The 23,555-nt window shown below is 60.0% G+C and carries 23 protein-coding genes; 11 read left to right on the top strand and 12 right to left on the bottom strand.

Translation table 11 applies throughout. The features are described 5' to 3' along the window. The first annotated feature begins 95 nt into the window (after positions 1 to 95). The 4 genes from BLU28_RS18015 (at position 96) to BLU28_RS18000 (ending at position 5,040) form a co-directional block, all read left to right on the top strand. Positions 96 to 2,036, top strand: coding sequence for an EAL domain-containing protein (locus BLU28_RS18015; RefSeq protein WP_077987862.1), 1,941 nt, complete (start codon positions 96 to 98; stop codon positions 2,034 to 2,036). Positions 2,037 to 2,156: 120 nt separating this feature from the next. Beyond that, the gene (locus BLU28_RS18010) at positions 2,157 to 3,863 is read left to right on the top strand and encodes a sensor histidine kinase (protein WP_034495810.1); all 1,707 of its coding nucleotides are present in this window, start codon (positions 2,157 to 2,159) and stop codon (positions 3,861 to 3,863) included. After that, positions 3,860 to 4,468 carry a response regulator transcription factor gene (locus BLU28_RS18005; RefSeq protein ID WP_004441091.1) on the top strand — a complete coding sequence of 203 codons (609 nt, stop codon included), beginning with the start codon at positions 3,860 to 3,862 and terminating at the stop codon, positions 4,466 to 4,468. The genes BLU28_RS18010 and BLU28_RS18005 overlap by 4 nt, the downstream gene beginning before the upstream one ends. 89 nt (positions 4,469 to 4,557) lie before the next feature. Continuing rightward, a complete protein-coding gene (locus tag BLU28_RS18000) occupies positions 4,558 to 5,040 on the top strand; it encodes a GlcG/HbpS family heme-binding protein (RefSeq protein ID WP_077987776.1) in 483 nt (160 codons plus the stop codon). A 59-nt stretch (positions 5,041 to 5,099) separates the two neighbouring features. On the opposite strand, the gene BLU28_RS17995 is transcribed toward BLU28_RS18000, so the two are convergent. Both BLU28_RS17995 and BLU28_RS17990 read right to left on the bottom strand, forming a co-directional pair. Beyond that, on the bottom strand, positions 5,100 to 6,983 hold the full coding sequence (locus BLU28_RS17995) for an ABC-F family ATP-binding cassette domain-containing protein (RefSeq protein ID WP_044458763.1): 1,884 nt from the start codon (positions 6,981 to 6,983) through the stop codon (positions 5,100 to 5,102). Positions 6,984 to 7,143: 160 nt separating this feature from the next. Further along, entirely contained in the window at positions 7,144 to 8,187 is a 1,044-nt protein-coding gene (locus BLU28_RS17990) for a GGDEF domain-containing protein (RefSeq protein ID WP_004441098.1), read from the bottom strand. 256 nt (positions 8,188 to 8,443) lie between these two features. Here BLU28_RS17990 and BLU28_RS17985 point away from each other — a divergent pair, with 256 nt between their 5' ends. Both BLU28_RS17985 and ndk read left to right on the top strand, forming a co-directional pair. Beyond that, positions 8,444 to 9,139, top strand: coding sequence for a glutathione S-transferase family protein (locus BLU28_RS17985; protein ID WP_077987777.1), 696 nt, complete (start codon positions 8,444 to 8,446; stop codon positions 9,137 to 9,139). A gap of 103 nt (positions 9,140 to 9,242) precedes the next feature. After that, positions 9,243 to 9,665 carry a nucleoside-diphosphate kinase gene (gene ndk / locus BLU28_RS17980; protein ID WP_003496769.1) on the top strand — a complete coding sequence of 141 codons (423 nt, stop codon included), beginning with the start codon at positions 9,243 to 9,245 and terminating at the stop codon, positions 9,663 to 9,665. A 192-nt stretch (positions 9,666 to 9,857) separates the two neighbouring features. On the opposite strand, the gene BLU28_RS17975 is transcribed toward ndk, so the two are convergent. Both BLU28_RS17975 and BLU28_RS17970 read right to left on the bottom strand, forming a co-directional pair. Beyond that, entirely contained in the window at positions 9,858 to 10,370 is a 513-nt protein-coding gene (locus BLU28_RS17975; protein WP_004441104.1) for a hypothetical protein, read from the bottom strand. Next, complete coding sequence (locus BLU28_RS17970; RefSeq protein WP_006700173.1) at positions 10,367 to 10,927, bottom strand: CGNR zinc finger domain-containing protein; 561 nt, start codon at positions 10,925 to 10,927, stop codon at positions 10,367 to 10,369. The genes BLU28_RS17975 and BLU28_RS17970 overlap by 4 nt, the downstream gene beginning before the upstream one ends. 52 nt (positions 10,928 to 10,979) lie before the next feature. Between BLU28_RS17970 and BLU28_RS17965 the strand changes: the two genes are divergently transcribed. Beyond that, complete coding sequence (locus BLU28_RS17965) at positions 10,980 to 11,876, top strand: branched-chain amino acid ABC transporter permease (protein ID WP_006700174.1); 897 nt, start codon at positions 10,980 to 10,982, stop codon at positions 11,874 to 11,876. A gap of 55 nt (positions 11,877 to 11,931) precedes the next feature. Here the strand turns inward: BLU28_RS17965 and BLU28_RS17960 are convergent, their stop codons facing one another. The 5 genes from BLU28_RS17960 to BLU28_RS17940 all read right to left on the bottom strand — a co-directional run bounded on the left by BLU28_RS17960 (position 11,932) and on the right by BLU28_RS17940 (position 16,168). Then, complete coding sequence (locus BLU28_RS17960) at positions 11,932 to 12,387, bottom strand: molybdenum cofactor biosynthesis protein MoaE (RefSeq protein ID WP_077987778.1); 456 nt, start codon at positions 12,385 to 12,387, stop codon at positions 11,932 to 11,934. A 4-nt stretch (positions 12,388 to 12,391) separates the two neighbouring features. Further along, positions 12,392 to 12,646, bottom strand: a complete 255-nt coding sequence (gene moaD / locus BLU28_RS17955; RefSeq protein ID WP_006700176.1) for a molybdopterin converting factor subunit 1 — start codon at positions 12,644 to 12,646, stop codon at positions 12,392 to 12,394. Next, positions 12,646 to 13,233, bottom strand: coding sequence for a CDP-diacylglycerol--glycerol-3-phosphate 3-phosphatidyltransferase (pgsA, locus tag BLU28_RS17950; RefSeq protein WP_004441114.1), 588 nt, complete (start codon positions 13,231 to 13,233; stop codon positions 12,646 to 12,648). The genes moaD and pgsA overlap by 1 nt, the downstream gene beginning before the upstream one ends. A 104-nt stretch (positions 13,234 to 13,337) precedes the next feature. After that, entirely contained in the window at positions 13,338 to 15,383 is a 2,046-nt protein-coding gene (gene uvrC / locus BLU28_RS17945; RefSeq protein WP_168247128.1) for an excinuclease ABC subunit UvrC, read from the bottom strand. After that, a complete protein-coding gene (locus BLU28_RS17940; protein WP_051634340.1) occupies positions 15,380 to 16,168 on the bottom strand; it encodes an SDR family oxidoreductase in 789 nt (262 codons plus the stop codon). Before BLU28_RS17940 ends, uvrC begins: the two co-directional genes overlap by 4 nt. Positions 16,169 to 16,516: 348 nt before the next feature. Between BLU28_RS17940 and BLU28_RS17935 the strand changes: the two genes are divergently transcribed. Next, positions 16,517 to 17,173: an outer membrane protein gene (locus BLU28_RS17935; RefSeq protein ID WP_077987779.1), complete on the top strand. Its 657-nt coding sequence runs from the start codon at positions 16,517 to 16,519 to the stop codon at positions 17,171 to 17,173. Between the two features lie 107 nt (positions 17,174 to 17,280). Here BLU28_RS17935 and BLU28_RS17930 read toward each other — a convergent pair whose 3' ends face one another. Next, positions 17,281 to 17,877: a glutathione S-transferase gene (locus BLU28_RS17930; protein WP_006700180.1), complete on the bottom strand. Its 597-nt coding sequence runs from the start codon at positions 17,875 to 17,877 to the stop codon at positions 17,281 to 17,283. A 21-nt stretch (positions 17,878 to 17,898) separates the two neighbouring features. Then, positions 17,899 to 18,669: a ribonuclease T2 family protein gene (locus BLU28_RS17925; protein ID WP_077987780.1), complete on the bottom strand. Its 771-nt coding sequence runs from the start codon at positions 18,667 to 18,669 to the stop codon at positions 17,899 to 17,901. A gap of 206 nt (positions 18,670 to 18,875) precedes the next feature. Here BLU28_RS17925 and BLU28_RS17920 point away from each other — a divergent pair, with 206 nt between their 5' ends. Continuing rightward, entirely contained in the window at positions 18,876 to 19,823 is a 948-nt protein-coding gene (locus tag BLU28_RS17920; protein ID WP_077987865.1) for a lysylphosphatidylglycerol synthase domain-containing protein, read from the top strand. Position 19,824: 1 nt separating this feature from the next. Here BLU28_RS17920 and BLU28_RS17915 read toward each other — a convergent pair whose 3' ends face one another. After that, positions 19,825 to 20,688: a 23S rRNA (adenine(2030)-N(6))-methyltransferase RlmJ gene (locus BLU28_RS17915; RefSeq protein WP_077987781.1), complete on the bottom strand. Its 864-nt coding sequence runs from the start codon at positions 20,686 to 20,688 to the stop codon at positions 19,825 to 19,827. Between the two features lie 41 nt (positions 20,689 to 20,729). On the opposite strand from BLU28_RS17915, the gene BLU28_RS17910 reads away from it, so the two are divergent. Continuing rightward, positions 20,730 to 22,934: a molybdopterin-containing oxidoreductase family protein gene (locus BLU28_RS17910; RefSeq protein ID WP_168247127.1), complete on the top strand. Its 2,205-nt coding sequence runs from the start codon at positions 20,730 to 20,732 to the stop codon at positions 22,932 to 22,934. A gap of 13 nt (positions 22,935 to 22,947) precedes the next feature. After that, on the top strand, positions 22,948 to 23,544 hold the full coding sequence (locus BLU28_RS17905; protein WP_077987782.1) for an NUDIX domain-containing protein: 597 nt from the start codon (positions 22,948 to 22,950) through the stop codon (positions 23,542 to 23,544). Positions 23,545 to 23,555: the final 11 nt, after the last annotated feature.

The following is a 23,555-nucleotide window of genomic DNA, read 5'->3' as shown; positions in this document are numbered from 1 at the left end:
GGCGGCGCCATAAAATTTGCCCCGCGCAAGCGGGATTGTTGAAGACCGGCCACCGGAATTCCGGGGCAAGAACATATAATAATCGGGGAATGCAGATGATGGAATTGATCGCCGCACAAGCGGCAGCGTCCGCTGCCGAACTTCCATTCCTGCTGCTTCAGGCGGCCGCGGTGGTTGGCATGGTGTCCGTGCTGATCCTTCTGCGGCGGAACATCGCCCTCGAGGATCCCCGCTATAAAATCTACTATGGCCTCGTCTTCGGAATGACAGGTTTTCTGCTGACGCTGCTTGTTTCCGAATTCATCAAGCTGCCCTCCAAGCCTTACATCCGCTCCGATCTGCTGTTTCTCGCGGGGGTGCTGGGCTCATGGCAGGGCGGGCTTATCAGCCTGTCCCTCGTCGCGGCCGGGCGTTTCGTGTTCGGCGGCCCCGTGCTGTTTTTTGCGGCCCTGCAGGACATGGTCGTCATTTCGGCCTGCGGCATCATCATGTATGGCTGGATGCGCGACCGACGCCTCGCCGATCTGGGAACTCTGGATATTCTCACCGTCTTCGCCGTCAGATTCATGGCCGCGCTGCTTGCCACCACAATCTCGTTCGTGTTTGGTCTGATCGACCAGACGCTGTTCTTGAGCGCAATAGGCCGCCGAACGCTGGGAGCTGTCGCCGTTGGCCTGCCGATGATCGTCTGCCTGTTCATCCTGCTGCGCAGCGAGGCGCGCGCGCGCGACGAGGCAAAGAAACGCGAGTTGGCGGCGCGGACGGATTCATTGACCGGACTGCCCAACAGGCGCGCCCTCAAGGACCATATGGAAACGATCATGCGGCAGGAGCCGGCCGTTTCGCACGCCCTCGTTCTGATCGAGATCGTCAATATTGCCGATGTCGCCGCCTGCGAGGGGGAGGACTGGAGCGATATTTTCTGGCCCAGGCTGGCGCGGGAAATCTGCGATGGGGAATACGGCCTGCTGTGCAGCGCCCATGCACCTTGCAGCTTCATGTTCGGCGATACGACACTTGCAGTTGTCATGCGGGAGATTTCGCTGGAGAAATCCGAAGGTGCGAAACTCATGTTGCATCTGCATGAGGGGTTGAGCACCTTTTGCCGCTCGGCGGAAGCGGGGCCGGTACCGCATCTCAAAATAGGCGCCGCAAGTCTGGACAGGCTTTCCCGGCAGAACGTGGCCTCGTTCTTCAGACATCTCAGCCTGGCGCTCAAGGGAAGCGATCATCCCGTGCAGATTTTCCCCTTTTCGTTTGCCGAGAAGGCGACACGGGACGAGACGGTGCGGCAGATGCTCGTCAACTGGATCAAATCCGGCAGGCCGCCCATTTGCTATCAGCCGAAATTCGAAATGCGCAATCGCCGCATGATCGGTGCTGAGGCGCTGCTGCGCGCGGTCGATGCGCGGGGGCAGGCGCTTTCGCCCTATTATGTGCTGGAGATCGCCGAACGTCATCGGTTGCTGGCGGAATTCGAATGGTCGACGATCGAAGCCGTGGTGAACGACCTTCGCGATCTGCATGATTTCGATGCGGATTTTCATCTCGCGGTGAATATTTCCGCTTCGTCCTTTGCAACCGTGCACTTTGCTGACCGGGTCGTGGCGCTGCTGCAGGAAATGGCGGTGCCGGCGCATCGCCTGGCGATCGAAGTGACGGAGATGAGCAGGATTCCGACCAACGACGTCGTGCAGCAGAATTTCGATGCGCTGTTCGCCGCCGGCGTGCGACTGGCGCTCGATGATTTCGGGACCGGTTATGCCGCGCTCACTTTGCTGGCGCGGTTCCCGTTTGAAGAGGTCAAGATCGATCACTGGATGACGTCGAGGCTGGATCAATCGCGGTTCCGGGAGGCCATTGCGCTCGCCTTCGAGAGCGCGGAGCGTTATGGCGCTAAGCTGGTGACGGAAGGTATAGAAACCGAGGAGCAGAGCAGGCTTCTCATGCAGATGGGTATTCGCTTCGGGCAGGGTTATCTTTATTCCCCTGCCGTGCCGCTCGCACGGCTGCAGTCCCGCAGGGCGTGTGCCTAGCGCCAAGGGCGCCGCTCACGTCTTCCCGCGCCAATGATGGATCAGCAGTAAATTCGGCTGGGGCCGGATTGAATGTTCTCACTGTCTGTGCTGAGAAAAGTCACCTGTTGAACGAATGTCATGATCCGCTCTGTCGGTCATGCGGGCGAGCCGATGCTTGAAAAAAACGATGCATGGAACGACATGCCCGGAACGCCGGTCGAGCGCCGACTGAACGAAGCGGCCAGGGGCGCTGCTGCGGCCGGCCGCTCACTTGATGCCACCGCCCATTCCCTTTCCGGCAGCCGGCGCATGGCGCACGCGCCATGGCCGCTGACGGGGCGGCCGTTTCTCAAGTTGTTTCTGGTCTGGGCACTGCTTATGGCAGCCGTCGTGTCCGCACTGGCGGCTTATCAATATGTCAGCCTGCTCGGCGAATTGGCACGGCAGAGCGATGCATTGCAGGCTGAGGCATCCCGCCGGGCCGATCAGCATGATGCCCATGTGACGGCGCTTTCGGCGGTGGCGCAGGCGCAGCAGGGGGCGGATTATCGCCTCTTGCTCGATGTCGCGGCACCCATTCTGCAATTTTACCCGCGTATTGACGAGGTCCAGCTGGTTTCCCTCAACGAGGCGGGGCCTGTTGTCGGCACACGGCCGCTGGAGAGCGAGCTGGCAGCGACGATCCGCGAGGCGGCATCGGTCTTTACCGGCCGGCCGGCTCTGGTGGCGAGCGATCTCAGACCCGGCCATTACATGATCGTCAAGCGCAGCCCCAATAGCGGGTCGGCCTCGAAGGTGCTGGTGCTTGCCGTCGATGCCGGGCGGCTTCTCGCGTCCGACGCTGCGTTCTGGTCGGAAAAACAGGCGGTGATCCGTCTTAAAATGCCTGGCGGGACAGTCCTTCTCGGCCCACCCACGATGCCGGAAGCGCCGCAATATGTCCGGCAGCTCAGCAGCGCCAGCCAGCCTCTGACGCTGGAAGTCGCGCTCGCAATCACCTGGCGGGACCTTTTGCCCGGCCGCGCCCTGCTGGCGGGCGTGGCTGGCGCAAGCGTCGTTTTCGTGCTCTGTATTGTCATGACAAGACAGAGGACGCGCATGCGCGCCGCCGAGAGACGCGCCGAACTGAGCGGCATGGAAGCGAGACTGACCCACGCCTCGCGGGTTAACGCTCTCGGAGAAATGGCGAGCGGCCTTGCCCACGAGCTTACCCAGCCCCTGACGGCGATATTGGCGCAGGCGCAGGCGGGGAGACGGCTGCTTGCCCGTCAGGATGTCACGGCTCTTTCCGGTGCTCTCGACGATATGATCGATCAGGCGCGGTGCGCCGCGAATATGCTCGACCGGTTCCGCAACTGGTCGCTGCCGCACCGCCAGCCGGTCGCGGCGCATGACCTGCGCGCCGCCCTGCGCAATGTCGATGCGCTGCTTGCCGGCGAAGCCGCCCGGCATGACGCCAGCATTGATATCGCGATGCCGGAAGTGCCGCTTCCGGTGCGGGTCGATCCCGTCGAAATAGAACAGGTCATGTTCAATTTGCTGCGCAACGCGCTTGACGCACTCACTGCCATTGAAGGCAGACGTGCGATCACGGCAGGATTGAGCCGGAACGGTGATTTCGCCGTTCTCGATGTTGCCGATAACGGCCCCGGCGTAGCGCCCGAGCTGCTCGACCGGTTGTTCACACCTTTCACCACCACGAAAAACAACGGAATGGGGCTGGGGCTTGCCCTCAGCCAGAGGCTGGTGGAACGCGCCAGCGGTGAAATCCGATACGTCGCGAGTGAGAATGGTGCCCATTTCCGGGTTGTCCTACCGCTTGCACCGGAGGCACGGGACCCATGACGCTGCCCGTCTATCTGGTTGATGACGATGACGCCGTGCGCAAGGCGCTCATCCTGCTTCTCTCCACCGTCGGCATAAAGGCGAAGGGCTTTGCTGATCCCGTGGCGTTTCTCAGCCAGCTTGCCGCCCTCGAGCCGGGCTGCCTGATCCTCGATATTCGCATGCCCGCCATAACCGGATTGAAATTGCAGGAGAAACTGACGGAAGAGGGGATAGACTGGCCGGTCATCATCATTTCCGGTCACGGCAACATCGAAGCCTGCCGCCGGGCCTTCCATAATGGGGCGGTGGATTTTCTCTCCAAGCCGGTCGACGAACAGGATCTCATCGACGCGATCCAGAAAGCGCACCGGATATTGGCCCGCACGCTTGACGCAAAAGCGCTGCAGGCGGAGAATTTGGCGCTCCTGTCGCTGCTGACCGCGCGGGAGCGGGAGATACTTGAACGCATCGCGCTCGGTTTTACTTCGCGCCAGATCGCAGACGGACTTGGTCTGTCGCCACGCACGGTGGACAGCCATCGCGCCGCCATTGGCCTGAAGCTCGGCACAACCTCGCAGGCGGAAATGACAAGGCTTTGGCTGGAAGCGGGTGCGGATCGGTAGAACTACCGAGCAGCCGGAAAGTCTTACGGATTCGCGGCTCAACGCCATCCGCTTAAACTGCAGTCCTCATCAAGCAAGAGGACCTTTTCATGATCCGCAACCTTCTCGTTGTTTCCACTCTGCTCGCTCCTTCGGTCGCCCTGGCGCAGACGCTGCCGACCGCACCTTACCTGCCACTTGAATTGGCGGAAAAGGCGGCCAGTGCAGCACTTCAGGCCTGCTCGGCCAAGGGCAACGCTGTCACCGTTGCCATCGTCGCCCGCGACGGCGCCGTAAAGACGGTCCTGAAAGCAGATGGTTCGGCTCCGCACACGGTCTCCAGCGCCACCGGCAAGGCATTCGCTGCCGCATCGCTCGGCCGTGATATTGGCGAGATTGCCGAATTCATCGCCTCCAAGCCCGCCAATGATGGCCTCCGCAACATGGATGAGCGCATGGTCATTCAGGCAGGCGGGCTGCCGATCAAGATCGGCGACGCGCTCGTCGGCGGTATTGGCGTTGGAGGCGCGCCGTCGGGTGCAATCGATGCCGAATGTGCGCGTGAAGGTCTGAACACGATCGGCGCGAAGTAAGTTTCGTCAATGCGATACGGCGGCTTCGCAAGAGGCCGCCGCTCCTGTGCCGTCGCGCATCAGCCGGCCATTGCTTCCTCGTATTCACTGGAAAGCATCAGCCATTGCTCTTCCGCATCCGATAGCCTGGCAGCGGCTTCGCCACGCTCCTTGACTTTCTGAGCGGCTTTGGCAGGGGCTTTTTCATATAGCGCCGGGTCGGCCAGTTCGGTGTCGAGCGTCTGAATCAGTTTCTCAAGCTTTGCCGTCAGGGATTCGATTTCGTTGATCTTTTTCTTCAACGGCGCGAGTTGGGCACGCTTTTCCGCGCTTGCCTTGCGCTGATCGGCCTTGGAAGCCTGATCGGCAACGGTGTCGCTCTTGTCGTCCTTCTTTTTACCGGAGGAAACGACGAGATCGCGATATTCCTCCATGTCGCCTTCGAACGTCTTGACCGTCCCGTCGGCCACCAACCACAGCCGGTCAACGGTCGCCTCAATAAGATGGCGGTCGTGGGAAATGAGGATCACCGCGCCATTATAATCATTCAGCGCCTCGATCAGCGCCCGGCGGCTGTCGATATCGAGATGGTTGGTCGGTTCGTCGAGGATCAAGAGGTTGGGTGCGTGGAAGGCCGCAAGGCCCATCAGCAGGCGAGCCTTTTCGCCACCGGAAAGGTCTTTGGCAGCCGTCGCCATCTTTTCAGTCGCAAGCCCCATCTGCGCCACGCGTGACCGCACCTGCGCCTCCGGTGCCAGCGGCATCAGCTTGCGCACATGTTCGACCGGGGTTTCATCCGGCACCAGATCGTCGAGCTGATGCTGCGCGAAGAAGCCGATCTTGAGGCCGGGCGCGACGCGAAGATCACCCGCCTGCGGGGCGAGACGGCCGGAAATGAACTTCGCAAAAGTGGATTTGCCGTTGCCGTTGGAGCCGAGCAGCGCAATGCGGTCGTCATTGTCGATGCGCAGGTTGAGGTGTTTCAGAATGGACTTGCCCGGTTCATAGCCGACCGCGCCGCCATTGATGGCAACGATCGGCGAGGCCGGCTGTTTCTCCGGCTCAGGAAACGTGATCGGCTGCACATGATCTTCGATCACGGCGGCGACGGTGCCCATGCGCTCCAGGGCCTTGATGCGGCTCTGCGCCTGACGGGCCTTGGTGGCCTTGGCGCGGAAACGGTCGATGAAGCTCTGCAGGTGTTTGCGCGCGGCGTCGTTTTTCGCCTTGGCTTTCATCTGCAATTCGTCGGCCTCGGCCTTCTGCCGCTCGAACTGATCGTAGCCGCCGCGATAAAAGGCCAGCTTCTTCTGGTCGAGATGCACGATGGAATTGACGGCGTTGTTCAGCAGATCGCGATCATGGCTGATGATAATGACAGTGTGCGGATAGCGGCGGATATATTCTTCCAGCCACAGCGTGCCCTCAAGGTCGAGATAGTTGGTCGGCTCATCGAGCAGCAGCAGATCGGGCTCGGCAAACAGCACCGAGGCGAGCGCCACACGCATGCGCCAGCCGCCTGAAAAGGAGGAGGCGGGGCGGAGCTGCGCCTCATGATCGAAACCGAGACCGGCAAGAATGCTCGATGCACGCGCTTCCGCCGAATGGGCATCGATATCGACGAGCCGCATCTGGATCTCTGCGATACGATGCGGATCGGTTGCGGTCTCCGCCTCCGCCAAAAGCGCGCTGCGCTCCTTGTCAGCGGAAAGCACGATGGAGATGAGAGATTCCTCCGTGCCCGGCGCTTCCTGCGCCACCTGGCCGATGCGGGCCTGTTTCGGAATGGTCACCGAACCGCCCTCTGCCGCGAGATCGCCGGTGATGATGCGGAAAAGGGTGGATTTGCCGGCACCGTTGCGGCCGACGAGGCCCGCCTTCACACCGGCGGGAAGTGTCACGCTGGCGTGGTCAAGGAGCAGACGCCCGGCGATGCGGGCCGAAAGATCGGTAATCGTAATCATGGCGTCGTTTTGGCCGAACTGTGTGACCAAGGCAAGAGCAGGCACGCCACACCGCGGCAGTTATGAGGTCGGAAATGAAGAGGCGGCAAACGGGGACAAGGCGCGGGATGGCAGCTCGTTTTCCGGATATAAGCCCATCCTGAAGGCTTGCCGAAATGTCCTAGCAACCCAACTGCGCGAGATAGCTGTCGCGATTGTGCTGCGCGAGGTCCCTGCAATAACCGACGACGCAGTTGCGGGTGCCGCACCGGGCGCAAAGCAGGGCCAATTCAGCCTGGCTGAAGAATTCCGCGGGCGTTGCCGTGCCGTCCACTGAGGCGACGCCGATTGAAACCGTCAGATGCTCGCCGCCGCCCTCACTCGTCACGAAGCGCAAGGCTTCGACGCTTTGCCGCAGACGTTCAGCGATCGCCTCAGCCGTGTTTTGCGCAACGCCTGCAAACAGGAAAGCAAATTCGTTGCCGCCGATGCGGGCGACAAAATCATCCTTCTTGATCGTCTTGCGAAAGAGCCCAGCAAGCCGCCGCAGGGCCTTGTCTCCGGCGGCGGGGCCGTATTTGGCGTTGATCTCGCGGAAATGGTCGATATTGAGGAGCATCAGCGATGTCGCGGAGGCGGCCCTGTCTCCGGCAAAAAGCTCTCCGAGTTTTTCGAGGAAAGCCGCCCGGTTGGGCAGCGCCGTCAGCACGTCGCGCAGGGAACCGGCCTGCAGTTCGGCGCGCCGCCTCTCGACGTCATGTATTTTCATCAGCCCCATGGAGATGAAATGCCTTAGGCTGGTCTGTTCCTCGTGGATGTCGTCCAGCAATCGGGCGACGCGGTCGGTGGCCGGGGACCCAACAGTTTCGTCTTCGCCAAGGCGTCCGATGAAGGCTTCCGTGCGCCTCTGGCCAGCTTCCAGCCGTGCGGAAATCTGTTTCAGCGTTTCAAAGGCCTCGCTGGCCATCTGTTCCGCTTCGATGCGGGAGAAGCCGGGCAAATTGTGCCTCTGGCCAACCAGATCGATCTCGTGCTGTTGCGGCGCATTACCGAGCGCCAGGATGTCTCGGCCCATGGCCGGGTTATGGCCCGACAATATTTCATAGATCAATTCGTAATTGCGCGGCAATGGTGCAATATTCATCCTGGCGATGAACTGCGCGACCTTGGTAAGGACAAGACTACTTCTCGCCTGTTCGCGTTTTTTATCGCCAGCAGATGTCATCGCTGTCAGCTCCAGTATCGATGGTCTTATCAATCGAACGAAATAACCGTTTTCTGAATGGCCAAATCATAGGCGAGACGGCTTAAAATTGGCTAAACCAGCGAGCGAAATTCATCACTTCCAGGTTTTATTTCGGCCCTTGGCGAACGGAACCTTTCAAACGTCCTTTGATTGATAACATGACAAATGCTGATTTGATTTCCGGCTCCCGCCGATCTTATATCGCTTGGTCGTTATTGCAGAGAAGGTGCAGCCCATGACGAATTCCCGAACCCTCTATTCGCTCTGCGGAAGCGATGTCTCCAGGCCATTTTCCCCCCATTGCTGGAAAACCGTGTTTTCGTTGGCGCATAAGGGACTGGATTTCGAAGAGCGTCCGTTGCCCTTCACCGTCATCCCGACCGTGGAGGATGGTTTTTCGAAGACGGTGCCGATCCTGCGGGACGGCGACCGCCTGGTGAGCGACAGTTTCGAGATTGCCCTTTATCTGGACGAGGCCTACCCGGAGCGGCCATCGTTGTTCGATGGGGAAGGCGGCAAGGCCATGGCGCGCTTTATCGAAAGCTGGTCCCAAACCCAGCTGCATCCGGCCATCGTCCGTATCGCCGTGCTGGATATCCACAATATGCTGGATGAGCCGGATCGTCGTTATTTCCGCGAAAGCCGGACAAGGGCGCTTGGCCGCCCGCTCGAGGATGTCGTCGCCAACCGCGAAGACGAGATCGCCGCCTTTCCTGCCTTGCTCGCTCCCATCCGCCGGATGCTGAGTTTTCAGCCCTTCATCGGCGGCACGTCGCCGCTTTTTTCGGATTACATCGTTTTCGGCGCGCTGCAATGGGCGAGGATCACCACCGGTGCTGATCTGTTTTCAGATAATGACCCTGTGCGCGACTGGTTCGAAGGGTGCCTCGATCTTTACGATGCAAGGGGCCGCAGTGTGACAGCGGCGTGAAATGTCTGCCGTCAGTGCCGCAATCTCATTGATCCCCCTTGTTTTCGGGCCTTTGGGCGGGTAAAGACCGCCCACTTTCTCTGAAGGAAAAGGAAACGGACACATGGCGATTGAACGCACATTTTCGATGATCAAGCCGGACGCAACCAAGCGTAACCTCACGGGCGCGATCACCAAGGTATTTGAAGACAACGGCCTGCGCGTCGTCGCCTCCAAGCGCGTCTGGATGAGCAAGCGCGAAGCCGAAGGCTTCTACGCCGTCCACAAGGAGCGCCCCTTCTTCGGCGAACTCGTTGAAGGCATGACTTCCGGCCCGACCATCGTTCAGGTTCTGGAAGGCGAAAACGCCATCCTCAAGAACCGCGAAATCATGGGCGCCACCAACCCGGCCCAGGCCGCTGAAGGCACCATCCGCAAGACCTTCGCGCTTTCCATCGGCGAAAACTCCGTTCACGGTTCCGACGCTCCGGAAACCGCCGCTCAGGAAATCGCCTACTGGTTCGCCGAAACCGAAATCGTCGGCTGATTCAAAGTCTCAACGGCTTGAATCGCTCTATCAGGCGATTGCTCGAAGCTGCTGAAAAGACTCGAAGAAGCGGAGCCGAAAGGCTCCGTTTTTTTGTTTTTTGTTGCGATAAGGGGACGCCGCACCCGCCTTCATCATCATTCCTGTGACAAGCACAGGGACGAGGAGAGGTTGCACTCGCTCCGTCAGTCCCTACGACGCCGGGCAACCCTGAGCCGGCCGCATATCAATCGTTCCGTCAGGTTTAAACACCTCCGGATTGGGCGTATAGAGCGGGCCGACGACCAGCGGCTTGGCGGGGAGAGCTGACTGGTCGGTATCGGAGCGGATAGTGGTCTCGATCGTCTGCAGAATATCGCCATCCGGCCCTTTGATGCGGACGGTGACCCTGTAGGGCCGGTCCTGCTTCACACATTCGACCGGCGGGCTCTGAACGGTGATCCTTTCGTCCTTCGGAAAAATCTTCTCGCGGGTGGTGAGGTCGGGCCCTCCGCGAGGGTTTTCGAATGTTGCTTCAACGCTGCTGCCATCGCGAATGGGGGCAATACGCTGCAGCGTCACCAGATAGGTGGCAATGGCCACGCGATAGTTGAAGACGAACATGCGGCCGGAAACCTTCGCCACCTCGCGCGGTTCTTCGCGCTGACAGCCGGAAAGGGTGAGTATCGCCACCATTGCCAGCAATGGCAGGCCGGTTCTTTTCATGACCGCGTCTCCTTCGTGCGGTGATAGTGCCGGCTGGCTTTCTGCCGGTTGCCGCACACCGCCATATCGCACCAGATCCGGCTTCTGTTCTTGCTGCGGTCGATGAACAGCCAGCCGCAATTGCCGCAGATCCTCAACCGCTGCCGTGGTTCGTCCGCAAGCAGCGACAGTGCGGAGTGGGCGGTGGCATTGGCGAGATGTTCTGCCTTCGGGAACATGCGCAGGGCGGCGCCGCAAGCGAAGAGAAACTGCGCCAGTTTCCCGTCGTCCTCGCCGCCATCGGCGATGGACGAGCGAAAATAATCGTCGATTGCCTCGCGCAGATCGAAAAGAACCGGCCGTCTCTCTTCGTCGGGCGCGACGAGGGGGGGAAATCTTTCTCGCTCCGCACCAAGCCGTGTCGCCGCTTCGGCAAAGGTGGCGATCTGCCCGGCCACGGCGAAGCGGTCTACCGATCTAGCGGCGTCTGAACGCAGGATCACGCTGTTGGCAACATCCAGCGCCAATGCGCCGCCCGCGAAACGATGTTCTGTCCAGCGAAAGGTCATGCCGCACATTATAACTATCAAAACTGGTTTTAATAGTTATAATCACAGCGGGAGGATGCGCTTGGCCTATTTCATGCAACAATTGCTGAATGCCGTGCCGGTCGCCGCGCTTTATGCGGCTCTGGCCTTTGGTTATGCCGTCGCCTTTTCAGTCACCAGACGCGCCGATGTCACCTATGGCGCCATATTCGCCTTTGCTGGCCAGACCTGCCTGCTTTTTGCCGATTTCGGCTGGAACCGCCTGTGGCTTGTTCTCCCGGCGACATTGGCGCTGGGGGCAGGGGCGGGCCTGTTCGGCGGGCTGTGGGCGGCGGGTTTCATCGGCAGGGTGGTGATGCGGCCGTTAGCGAAAGCCTCTCCCAACGCGGTGACGGTCGCTTCCATCGGGGTGTTGATAGCGCTGACGGAAAGTGCAAGGCTGGCCGCCGATACACGGCAATTATGGCTCCCGCCGCTTTTGTCGGAGCCGATACGTTTCTGGGCTGATGGCGGCTTCGCCGTGACGCTGACGCCGATGCAAATGCTGAATACGACGGCCTTCAGCCTGCTCATTTTCGCCGGATCGTTTTATCTTGGCCGCTCCGCTTTCGGCAGGCGCTGGAAGGCAGTGTCGGACGATGCTTTTGCTGCAGCCTTGTGCGGGGTAAATGCAGGCCGGATATTTCTCGTGTCCTATTGCGCGGCGGGTCTCGTCGCCGCCATCGCGGGCGTGCTGGCCACATTTTATTACGGCACCATGGATTTCGGGGCCGGTCTGGTCTTTGGCCTGAAGGTGGTGCTGATTTCTGCGGCAGGCGGTTATGCCAGTCCGCTTATCTGTGGGCTGGGGGCCGCCGCCGTCGGTTTTGCGGAAACTCTCTGGGTCGGTTACGGACCGGCCGCCTGGCGGGATGCGATGGTTCTCGCGATGCTGGTCGGCTGGCTGGTTATCATGCGCAGCAGGGTTGAAGCGCCTTAGGGCATTGACGAAAGCGGTGCCCGCTTCAACCGGACCATGCGGGAAGAACAAGGCGTTATCGCCACTTTTCCCTGGCGGTATCGTCGGTTGTCTTTGCCGCAACCCACTCGCCCGCCGTTCCATCCTTGCCATGTTCCTTTTTCCAGAACGGCGCGGATGTCTTCAAGTAGTCCATCACGAAATTCGCGCCATCGAAGGCTGCCTGTCGATGCGATGAAGCGGCGATGACGAGGACGATATTTTCGCCCGTGGCGATCTTGCCGTGGCGATGGATGGCGGTGAGGCCAAGCAGGCCGAAGCGTTCCATCGCGAGCTTGGCGATGCGCGTCATTTCCGCTTCCGCCATGCCGGGATAATGTTCCAGTTCCAGCGCCGCGAGCGTGCCGCCATCATCCCGGCAGAGCCCGGTGAAGGCGACAACCGCGCCGATGCTCCTGTCACCTTCCGTTAGCTGGCGGGTTTCTTCCGCTGCGTCGAAATCCTCTGCCTGGACACGGACGGTCGGCTGCATTCGCTCATCCCCCCGTCATCGGTGGGAATATGCCGATCTCGCGCGCGCCGACGATGCTTTCATCATGCTCGACGTGTTCCTGATTGACCGCAACGCGGATGACATTGGGAAATTCGAAGGCAGCCTCGTAATTTTCACCGCGTGTCGCAAGCCAGGCAATCAGCTCGCCGGCCGTAGTGATGGAGGAAGGGAGGTCCAGCTCCTCTTCATCCGTGCCGATCTTCTCGCGAACCCAGGCGAAATAAACGATCCGTGTCATCATTCTTCATCCACGATGTGCTTGAGGCCAGCCTTGAAGTAATCATAACCGGTATACATGGTGAGCGCTGCGGCCAGCCAGAGAAGCGTGATACCCATCTCGGTCGTGTATGGCAGAACCTTGTCGCCAGCAGGACCCGCGAGCAGGAAAGCGATGGCGACCATCTGGATGGTGGTCTTCCATTTGGCGATGCGGGTGACGGGAACGCTGACCTTCAGCGCCGCCAGATATTCGCGCAGGCCGGAAACAAGAATTTCACGGCAGAGAATGGTGATGGCCGCCCAGAGCGACCAGCCGGCAATGGTGCCGTCGGCCGCCATCAGAAGCAGGACGGATGCGACCAGCAGCTTGTCAGCGATCGGGTCCAGCATGCGGCCGATATTCGACGTCTGGTTCCAGATGCGTGCCAGATAACCGTCGAGGAAATCGGTCAGCGAGGCGATGATGAACAGCCACAGTGCCGTCCAGCGCGCAAAATCCGAACTCTCCAGTTTTCCTTCAACGTAAAAGCAAAGGACAATGACCGGAACAGCGAGAATCCGGCCATAAGTGAGGAGGTTGGGAATGCTGTATGCGCGCGAAGCCATGGGGAAACCTGTCAGTCTGAGATCAGCTGCCTTGATGCCGCCGCTAGGGCATAGCGTCAACACGTGATTATGTTTTTTTAGCAGGTCAGCCCCGCCGTTCTGCGTCAATCGCTGCCGCTCTCGTGGAAGTGATTGTAAATTTGCCGCGCCACCGTCTCGGAAATGCCGGTGACGGCCATCAGGTCATTGAGGCCCGCGCGGGAAACCGCCTTGGCGGTTCCAAAATGCTGCAGCAACGAACGTTTGCGCCCCGGTCCGATTCCCGAGATTTCGTCCAGCGGATTGCGCACCATTTCCTTCTTGCGCCGGGCCCGGTGCGATCCGATCGCGAAACGGTGCGCCTCGTCACGCATGCGCTGAATGAAGTAGAGCACGGGATCACGTGGCGGCAGGGAAAAATCGCTGCGCCCGTCCGCGAAGAAACGTTCACGGCCCGCCTCGCGGTCCATGCCTTTGGCGACGCCGATGGTGGTCACGCAGTCGCGAATGCCGAGTTCGTCGAGGATGGCCCGCACCGCCGTCATCTGCCCCTGACCACCATCGATCAGGATCACATCCGGCCAGGCGGGGAAGGGCATGTCGGCAGCTTCTTCTGCTGTCGGTATGCGCTCGCGATCCGGCTTTCCTTCTTCTTTCAGCAGGCGTGAGAAGCGGCGGGTCATCACCTCCCGCATCATGCCGAAATCGTCGCCCGGCGTGATGTCGGTCGATTTGATATTGAACTTGCGATACTGGTTCTTCACGAAACCTTCCGGCCCCGCCACCACCATGCCGCCGACCGCATTGGTGCCCATGATGTGCGAGTTATCGTAGATTTCGATCCGCCGAGGCACGTAGGCAAGGCCGAAAGTCTCGGCAAAGCCCTTCAGCAGCCGCGCCTGAGACGAGGTCTCCGCGAGCTTGCGGCCGTGCGCCTCGCGGGCATTGGCAAGCACGTGATCGGTAATGTCCTTCTTCTCGCCGCGCTGCGGCACGCTGATCGTGACCTTGTGCCCGGCTTTCTCCCCGAGGGCGGCCGCCAGCAGTTCCTGTTCCTCCACCGTTTCGGAAAGCAGGATCTGTTTCGGCACCGGCTTGTCGTCGTAGAACTGCGCCAGAAACGCGTTGAGAATTTCCGAGCCGGGCAGGGAAGGATCGGCCTTGGGGAAATAGGCGCGGTTGCCCCAGTTCTGGCCGGTGCGGAAAAAGAACACCTGAATACAGGAAATGCCGCCTTCGTGGTGGATGGCGAAGACATCCGCCTCTTCAATGCCGGCGGGGTTGATGCCCTGGTGGCTCTGGACGTGCGAAAGTGCCGCCAGCCGGTCGCGATAGATGGCGGCGCGCTCGAAATCGAGGTCTTCGGAAGCCTCGTTCATTTGTCGCGCAATTGCGGTCTTGACGCTCTGGCTCTTGCCGGACAGGAAATCCTTGGCTTCCTTGACCAGCTCCGCGTAGCCCTCGTCGCTGATCTCATGCGTACAGGGCCCGGAACAGCGCTTGATCTGGTACAGAAGACAGGGACGGGTGCGGGTTTCGAACACGCTGTCTGTGCAGGTGCGTATCAAGAAGGCGCGCTGCAGCGAATTGATCGTGCGGCCAACCGCGCCGGCGGACGCGAAGGGTCCGAAATAGTCGCCCTTGCGCGCCCTTGCTCCCCGGTGCTTGAAGATCGCTGGGGCACGGTTGTCGGCGGTGATGAGAATATAGGGGAAGGACTTGTCGTCGCGCAGAAGTACGTTAAATCGCGGCCGCAAGCGCTTGATTAGATTCGCTTCCAGAAGAAGCGCCTCGGTCTCCGTGCGGGTGGTGACGAATTCCATGTGCGTGGTGTGACGCACCATCTGGGCGATGCGGTTGGAATGCACGCGGCCCTGCGCATAATTGCCGACGCGCTTTTTCAACGAGCGTGCCTTGCCGACGTAAAGCACGTCGCCCGCCTCGTTGAACATGCGATAGACACCCGGCGCATTTGGCAGGTGTTTGACGAATTCGCCAATGAGGTCCATGCCCTTCAGGCCGGATTCGTTCTTCCATCCCGCATTCCAGTCCATGCCGGCGACGTCGCGCGGAGCCTCGGCCGTTTCCGTTGCGGCGAGGCTTGCATCGTCATCTTCGTCGTCGGTGTCATCGAAGAGAATACCGCCGTCAGGCAGCTTCTTTCCGTTCATTCAGGTATCTCCGCCACGTCAGGGGTTTCCCAGCCAAGGTGCTGGCCGCCGTCGAGCGCGATCATTTGTCCGGTGACCGACGGCGTGTCGTAAAGAAAGCGAATCGTCCGCCCGAACTCGTCCGGCGCAGGACCACGCTTTAATATAAGGCCGTCGATCTGCGCCTGAAAGTCCTCGGGCGCCTGTCTTTCGCTTTTGAAGGTGGGTCCAGGCCCGATGGCATTCACCCTGACGCGCGGCGCGAAGCTCTGCGCCATCGTCCGTGTGGCGGTCCAAAGCGCTGATTTCGAAAGGGTGTAGGAATAAAAGCGTGGCGTGAGCGCAAGCACACGCTGGTCGATGATATTGACGATCAGCCCGGATTTATCGGCGGGCAACTGTTCGACAAAGGCGGCGGCGATGAGGGAAGGCGCCCGCACATGCACGGCAAAATGCGCATCGAAGATATCAGGGTCAGGCGCTTCCGCCGTGTCGCCGAGAAAAACAGACGCATTGTTGACGACGACGCCGATGGGGCCGAGGGCGGAAGACGCCTTTTCGATCAGCGCCGCTGTCGGGGCTGATTGTGTCAGGTCCGCCTGAACGGCAGCAGCTCTGCCACCTTTCTGCCTTATTTCGTTAGCGAATTCCTCCGCCTGCGCGATCGATTCATTGGCATGGACCGCGATCGCAAAGCCGTGGCTGGCCAGATCGGTGGCGATAGCGCGCCCAAGCCGCCGTGCGGCCCCGGTAATCAAGACTGTCTTCGGTATATCTTCTTTCACAGCGGACCTGCATTTGCTCATACACGCCCTATTTGCTGGATATAAATGCAAATCGCAAGCTGTCACTCGGCCCGAAAAGAATTGGGCGATTTTTTATTCACAATGCAATTTTGGTTTAATTTTAATATAACGAAGTTTAAAGGCGATCTATTTTTGTTTAGCCTTTTGTTAGGGTTAATAAAACCCTTGTGGCAATTAGGCAACGTCTAATTCTAGTCACGCGTCTGCCCCAAACAATTCACATTTTGGCTCTTTGATCTCCGCATTCTCCCATCAAATTCGGTTTCCAGAGGGGCGATCAACCCGACGAATTATGCCGCGTCTGAAAACAATGTTTTGAGTGCAGAGCGGTCCTGAAAGGAGAATAACATGCGTATTTTCGTAGCAACCCTTATGGCTTCGACCATGGCCGCCGCAGGATTTTCGGCTGCTCGCGCCGCTGACGCCGTAAACGAAGTGCCGCAGGCACCGGTTTCCTACGACCAGCCAGCACCGGTCAAGGACTGGTCCGGCGCTTACCTCGGTGGTACCGTCAACTACGACTGGGGCCGTTTCAGCTCCAGCAACGACGGCCGTGACGCCAAGGGCGCTGGCGGCGGTCTGTATGGCGGTTACAACTGGCAGAATGGCCAGATCGTTTACGGTGCCGAAGCTGACGTCAACATGGGTGACGAGCGCGGTTCCGCCGGTACGGTCGCAGGTCGCTCGGTCGAAGGCAAGCAGGGCGTCAACGGCTCGCTGCGTGGCCGCGTTGGTTACGACATGAACCCGTTCCTGCTCTATGGTACGGCCGGTCTTGCTGTCTCCGACAACAAGGTTCGTGACGGCGTCAACAAGGACAGCGCCACGGCTCTCGGTTACACGGTTGGTGCCGGTGTAGAAGCCATGGTGACCGACAACATCACCGCCCGTCTGGAATATCGCTACAGCGATTACCAGAAGAAGGACTATACGCTCGGCAACGACGCCTTCTCGCGCGGTTATGACGACCACTCGGTCAAGGCCGGTATCGGCGTCAAGTTCTGATCCTTTCCGGATCGGTCAAAGAAAAGCCGGGGTCATGCCCCGGCTTTTTGTGTCTGTGATTTGCCGTTGAACGCCCGGCAAAAAGCCGGGTGTTCTGCGCGGTCACGTCAGGCGGCGGCCTTCATTTCCGTATAGGCCTCGAATCGCTTGCCAAAGGTTTCCGGCCACGCCGCCAGCGCATCGCGCCCTTCGGCCCACTCGCCCGCAAAACGCAGGTCTAGATAACCGATCATCGCAGCCAGCGCGAAATGGCCGCCGTGCAGCTTCTTGCCGGTCTTCGGCAGGTTGGCGTTGAGATGGTCGAGCCCGCGCACCACCTTGCTCCACTGCTTGTCGATCCAGGGCTGGTGAATTTTCTCTTCCGGTCGGAAACGGCGCTCGTAGACGATGGCCAGCAGGCAATCCATGATGCCGTCGCACAGCGCCTCCAGAATTTCCACATCCGTGCGCTTGCCGTTCTTTTTGGGGTAGAGTTTACCGCCTGAAAGACGGTCGAGATAATGCATGATGGCCACGCTGTCGTAGACCGATCCGCCATCATCAAGCAGCAGTACCGGAATCTTTCCCAGCGGATTATTGTCCATCAGCGTGGCCGGCTCGGCGTTGGTGTCAACGCGAACGGAGGTTATGTCGATGTCGAGATGACGGGCCGCCATGCGCACCTTGGCGGAGTAGGGGGAGGCAGGCGAATAGAGCAGTTCCATGGTTGGGTCCCTGTGGGTTGATCAGCGAATGGGGATGATTTCGGTTGAACTCGCGCGGCAGCCCTTGCGGTCAAGCTCCGGGCAATCGCGGAATGTCATGTCCCGGTTAAGGCAGATGCGCACTTCTTCGAGGCGCTTGCCATCGCAGCTGATAGAAATGCCGCGTTTCGACAGGCCGGGATTGGCATCGGTAAAGGCGGTTTCTATCGCATCGGCGGAAAGCGTGGCTGTTTCGGCGCCGGAAGCGATTCTCTCCGGCAGCCGGATGGCCTCGAAGGCGGCCCGCGTCGCCGAGAAATAGTCTAGCTGCGACAGGCCGGAACAGGAGCCGTGTTTGCGCCACTGATGGCCGATCAGGCCCATGGAGGGCATGATGTCGAACATGGTGCGGCCAATCGCGTCCGGAACACGCTCAGGCTCGTCGCTTCGGCAGAATTCGGGATAGCCGTTTTCGTTCTGCGGCCATAGCCCGTGCACCACGAATCCGTAACGCCTGTCGCTGCCGCACTGCTGTCGGTTGCCCGAGCCTTCGGAACTGGCGCAGAATGCCGGTGACCATGAAAGCGAGAGCACATAAAAATCGAAGCCGCTTCCGCGCGGCGGAGGCCTCTTATCCGGCTTCGCTTGAGAAACCGCGCGCCCTGGAGCGTCCGGCCCGGAATTGCCGGCGGTCTGCGATTGGGGTTGTGTCTGCCGGTCGGCCGGTGTGGTTGGGGCCGGATTTTGCTGCGCGAACCATAAGGCGCCGAGCGACAGAAGGCCCAGAGCGATGAAACCGGCATAACGCTTCATTCCGTGTACGTTCCCCGGAAAATGGACGACCTCATATCGCCGGCAGGCGACGATCCGGTCTTACATCAACTTGTGAACGGGGCAAACCGCCAATCTTTGATGAAAAGGTTGAAAGCTTCGCCGCATAACGAATAGAGTCGAACGAATCTCCGCAAAAGACGGAACAGGCTGGGGTGAAGCTGGAGGAAATAGGCGGGCATGACCGCATGAAATTCAAGAAATATATCTGGCCCGTCGTTGGCTTTGCGACGATCGGTTTTTCCGCCTGGTTGCTCTTTCACGAATTGCGCGGCCTGTCGCTCGATGATCTCTGGGACAGCCTGAAGGCCATTCGGGTGCGGGACTGGTTGTGTTCGGGTCTCTCCACCCTGCTGGCCTATGCCGCGCTTGCCGGTTATGACCGCATCGCGTTGCAGCATCTTGGCCGCAAGGTGAACTGGCTCTTCATCACGCTCACCTCCTTCACCACCTATGCGCTGTCCCACAATGTCGGTGCGTCGGTGTTTTCGGGCGCCGTGGTGCGATATCGGGCGTATACGTCGAAGGGACTAAGTGTGGCGGAAGTGGGCGTTCTCGTCGGCCTCTGCTCTTTCACCTTCCTCATCGGCACGATCATGCTGATCGGACTGGTGCTGCTTTACGAGCCTGACATCACTGAACGGTTCACGGGCATACTGCCGGTCGAAGCCTCGACCACGACAGGCGTCGTGCTGCTCTTTTTCGTCAGCCTTTATGTTCTCGGTAGCCTGCTCAGGCTGAAGCCTCTGAAGATCGGCTCCTTCGTGTTGCCATACCCGGCGCCGAAGCTTGTGGCGCAGCAACTGGTCATTGGCCCCATCGAGCTGATCGGCGCGGCGGGCATCATCTATTTCGCGCTGCCGGAAGCCGGCAATCCCGGCTATATGGTCATTCTCGGCATATTTCTGGTGTCGTTTTCCGCAGCGCTCATTTCGCATGCGCCGGGCGGATTGGGCGTGCTGGAACTCGTCTTCGTCACCGGCCTGCCGGACATGAACCCGGCCGACGTCATCGCGGCGCTCCTGGTCTTCCGCCTGTTTTACCTCATCATCCCCTTCGTCATGGCGCTGTTCGTGATCCTCTTCTTCGAAAGATCACAGCTGGCCGCGGCGCAGAAAAGGGAAGGGTTGAGGTAACTCAGCCGTCTTCCGGCTTTTCCTCGCCGCGCAGCCAGAAGGCGCGTTGCGAGGCAAACCTGTCCTGCGCCAGCCTTGTCTTGAGGTAAGGCAGCAACGTGTGCAGCTCTTCTTTCAGCGTGTAGGGCGGATTGACGATGATGAGGCCGGAGCCGCTCAGCCCATCCAGCCGGTCGCTCCTGACGGAAAGTTCCGCGCATAGCATCTTCGGAATCTCGAAGGATTGCAGCCGCTCGTGGAAATCCTTGATCGGCGCGCCTTTCTTGAGCGGATACCACAGGCAATATGTGCCAGTGGAAAAACGTCGGTAGGCTTTGTTCAGGCCATCGGCCAAGCGCTGATATTCATTCTCCAGCTCGAATGGCGGATCAACGAGGATGAGGCCGCGTTTTTCTTTCGGCGGCAGATGCGCGCCAAGCGACAGCCAGCCATCGAGCTCGGTCACCCGCACCTGATAGTCACCTTCGAATAGCCGCGCGAGCGCGCGGCTGTCATCCGGGTGCAGTTCCATGGCCGAAAGCCGGTCCTGCGGGCGAAACAGCATACGCGCGAGTTTCGGTGAGCCGGGGTAGAATTTGACACCGCCTTCAGGATTGAGTTCCTTCACGGCGGCAAGATAGGGCTCCAGCAGCTCGGCGATAGGGTCGGGCAGATCACCCTCCATCAGCTTTCCGATGCCGGTCTGCCATTCGCCGGTTTTCTGCGCCTCTTCAGACGTCAGGTCGTAAAGACCGATGCCGGCATGGGTGTCCAGTACCCGAAAGGCCTTGTCCTTGTTCTGCAGGTAACGCACGAGGCGGGCGAGAACGGCATGTTTGAGGACATCCGCGAAATTGCCGGCGTGATAAATGTGGCGGTAGTTCATGGATGTGTCTCGCTTGCCGTTTATCCGGATGAATGGTCAGGATGAATATTCTTGATGGACGTCACTTCGGCCTTTTTGCCGCATCGTTGATGCAATATACAAAAGACATGAACGTTGCGACCCCGATTTCCGCTGAAAAAGCCACCCTGAAGGCCGAAGTCCGTATCGGACACACGGTCTGCCCGCATGACTGTCCGAGCGCGTGCGCGCTGGAGGTCGATATCAATGCCGATGGCCGCATCGGTCGTGTGCGCGGCGCCAATGCCAACACCTATACCGCCGGCGTGATCTGCGCCAAGGTGGCGCGGTATTCCGAGCGCATCTATCATCCCGGTCGTCTGCTGACCCCGAAGCGCCGCAAGGGCGCAAAAGGGGCGGGCGACTGGCAGGAAATTTCCTGGGAAGCGGCGCTGGACGAGGTCGCCGACGCTTTTGTGAAGGCAGAAGCCCGGCACGGCGCGGAGGCCATCTGGCCTTATTTCTATGCGGGCACCATGGGGCAGGTGCAGCGCGACTCCATCGAGCGGCTGCGCCACGCCAAGAAATATTCGGGCTTCTTCGGCTCGATTTGCACCAACATGGCCTGGACCGGCTATGTGATGGGCACGGGCGCCTTGCGTGGCCCCGATCCGCGCGAGATCGGCAAGGCCGATGTCGTCGTCATCTGGGGCACCAATGCGGTCGCCACGCAGGTCAATGTCATGACCCATGCGGTCAAGGCCCGCAAGGAACGCGGCGCGAAGATCGTCGTGGTCGATATCTATGACAATCCGACCATGAAACAGGCGGATATGCGCCTCGTCGTCCGGCCGGGCACGGATGCGGCGCTGGCATGCGCCGTGATGCACATCGCCTTCCGCGACGGTTACGCCGACCGTGGTTACATGGCGCGCTTCGCCGACGACCCGGCCGGGCTGGAGGCGCATTTGAAGACGAAGACGCCGCAGTGGGCATCAGAGATCACGGGCCTTTCGGTCGACGAGATCGAGGATTTCGCGAGGCTGGTTGGCGTCACGAAAAAGACCTTCTTCCGGCTCGGATATGGGTTTGCCCGACAGCGCAACGGCGCGGTCGCCATGCATGCAGCGCTTTCGATCGCCACGGTGCTCGGTTCCTGGCAATATGAGGGCGGCGGCGCGTTCCACAATAATGGCGACATCTTCCGGCTCAACAAGGCGGAGCTCATGGGCACGGCCTATGCCGACCCCGACGTGCGCCAGCTCGACCAGTCGCAGATCGGCCGCGTGCTGACGGGGGACGCCGAAGCGCTGCGCCATGGCGGTACGGTGACGGCGCTGCTCATCCAGAACACCAATCCGGTCAATGTCGCGCCCGAACAGAGGTTGGTGAAGCAGGGCTTCCTGCGCGATGATCTCTTCGCCGCCGTGCATGAGCAATTCATGACGGAAACGGCCGAGCTTGCCGATATCGTGCTGCCCGCCACCATGTTCCTCGAACATGACGATATTTACCGCGCCGGCGGCCAGAATCACATTTTGCTTGGGCCCAAACTGGTGGAGCCGCCCGAAACGGTGCGTACCAACCTCTTCGTCATCGAGGAGCTGGCAAAGCGTCTCGGGATCGACCACATGCCGGGCTTTGGCCTTTCAGCGCGCGATCATGTCGATCATATGCTGAAAGTCAGTGGCTGGGGCGACTTCGATACGCTCGCCGAAGAGAAATGGATCGATGCGCAGCCACCGTTCGAGGTCGCGCATTATCTTGAAGGCTTCGGTTACGGTGACGGGAAGTTCCGTTTCAGCCCCGATTGGGCAACGGGGCCTTCTCCCAACAAGCCGCCGAAGAACATCGGCGTGATGGGGCCGGTGTCGGAATTTCCGAAATTCCCGGATCAGGTCGATGTCATCGAGGTTGCGGATGCTGACCATCCCTTCCGACTGGCGACATCGCCCGCGCGCAACTTCCTGAATTCCACTTTCGCGGAAACCAAAACCTCCGTGCAGAAGGAAGGTCGCCCGGAACTGATGATCTGTCCTGAGGATGCTGCCATCAACGGCATTTCTGATGGCGACATCGTCCGCATCGGCAACGGGCGAGGCGAGGTCCGGCTCCACGCGAAAATCGTGGAAGGTGCTAGGCCGGGAGTGCTCATTGCCGAAGGGCTATGGCCGAACAAGGCGCATCTGGACGGGGAGGGCATCAACGTGCTGACCGGTGCCGACGCCGTCGCTCCCTATGGCGGCGCGGCATTTCACGACAACAAGGTTTGGCTGCGCAAAAGCTGACGGAAGATTTTGAATGACGAAGTTCGACAACGTGACAATTGAAATTCTGAAAGACGAAACGCTTTCAAAGAACTGGTATCACCTCCGCAACATAACCTACAATTACACCAATTCCCGTGGCGAAACGAAAGTCATCAGGCGCGAAGCCTATGACCGTGGCAACGGCGCGACGATCCTGCTGTTTGATCCACGACGCCAGACGGTTGTTCTGGTACGGCAGTTTCGCATGCCGGCCCATGTGAACGGTCATCCCGGCTGGCTCCTTGAAGCCCCGGCTGGCCTGCTGGACGGCGATAACCCGGCCGAAGCCATTCGCCGCGAGGTGACGGAAGAAACGGGCTACGTCGTGAGGGACGTGCGGTTCCTCTTCAAATCGTTCATGTCGCCCGGTTCTGTCACCGAGATCATTCATTTCTTCGCCGCGATTGTCGAATCTTCGGATCGTGTCGAAGAAGGCGGCGGTGCGGCCCATGAGGACGAGGATATCGAGGTCGTGGAAATCCCGCTGGACGACGCCATGAAGATGATCGAGACGGGCGAGATCTGCGATGGCAAGACGATCATGCTGCTGCAATGGGCGGCGTTGAACCGCGCCTCCCTGACAGCCTGAGATTTCATCAT

It is taken from the genome of Agrobacterium pusense (assembly GCF_900102105.1).
GTDB classification, from domain to species: domain Bacteria; phylum Pseudomonadota; class Alphaproteobacteria; order Rhizobiales; family Rhizobiaceae; genus Agrobacterium; species Agrobacterium pusense.
This window is presented reverse-complemented; position numbering and strand designations above follow the sequence as displayed.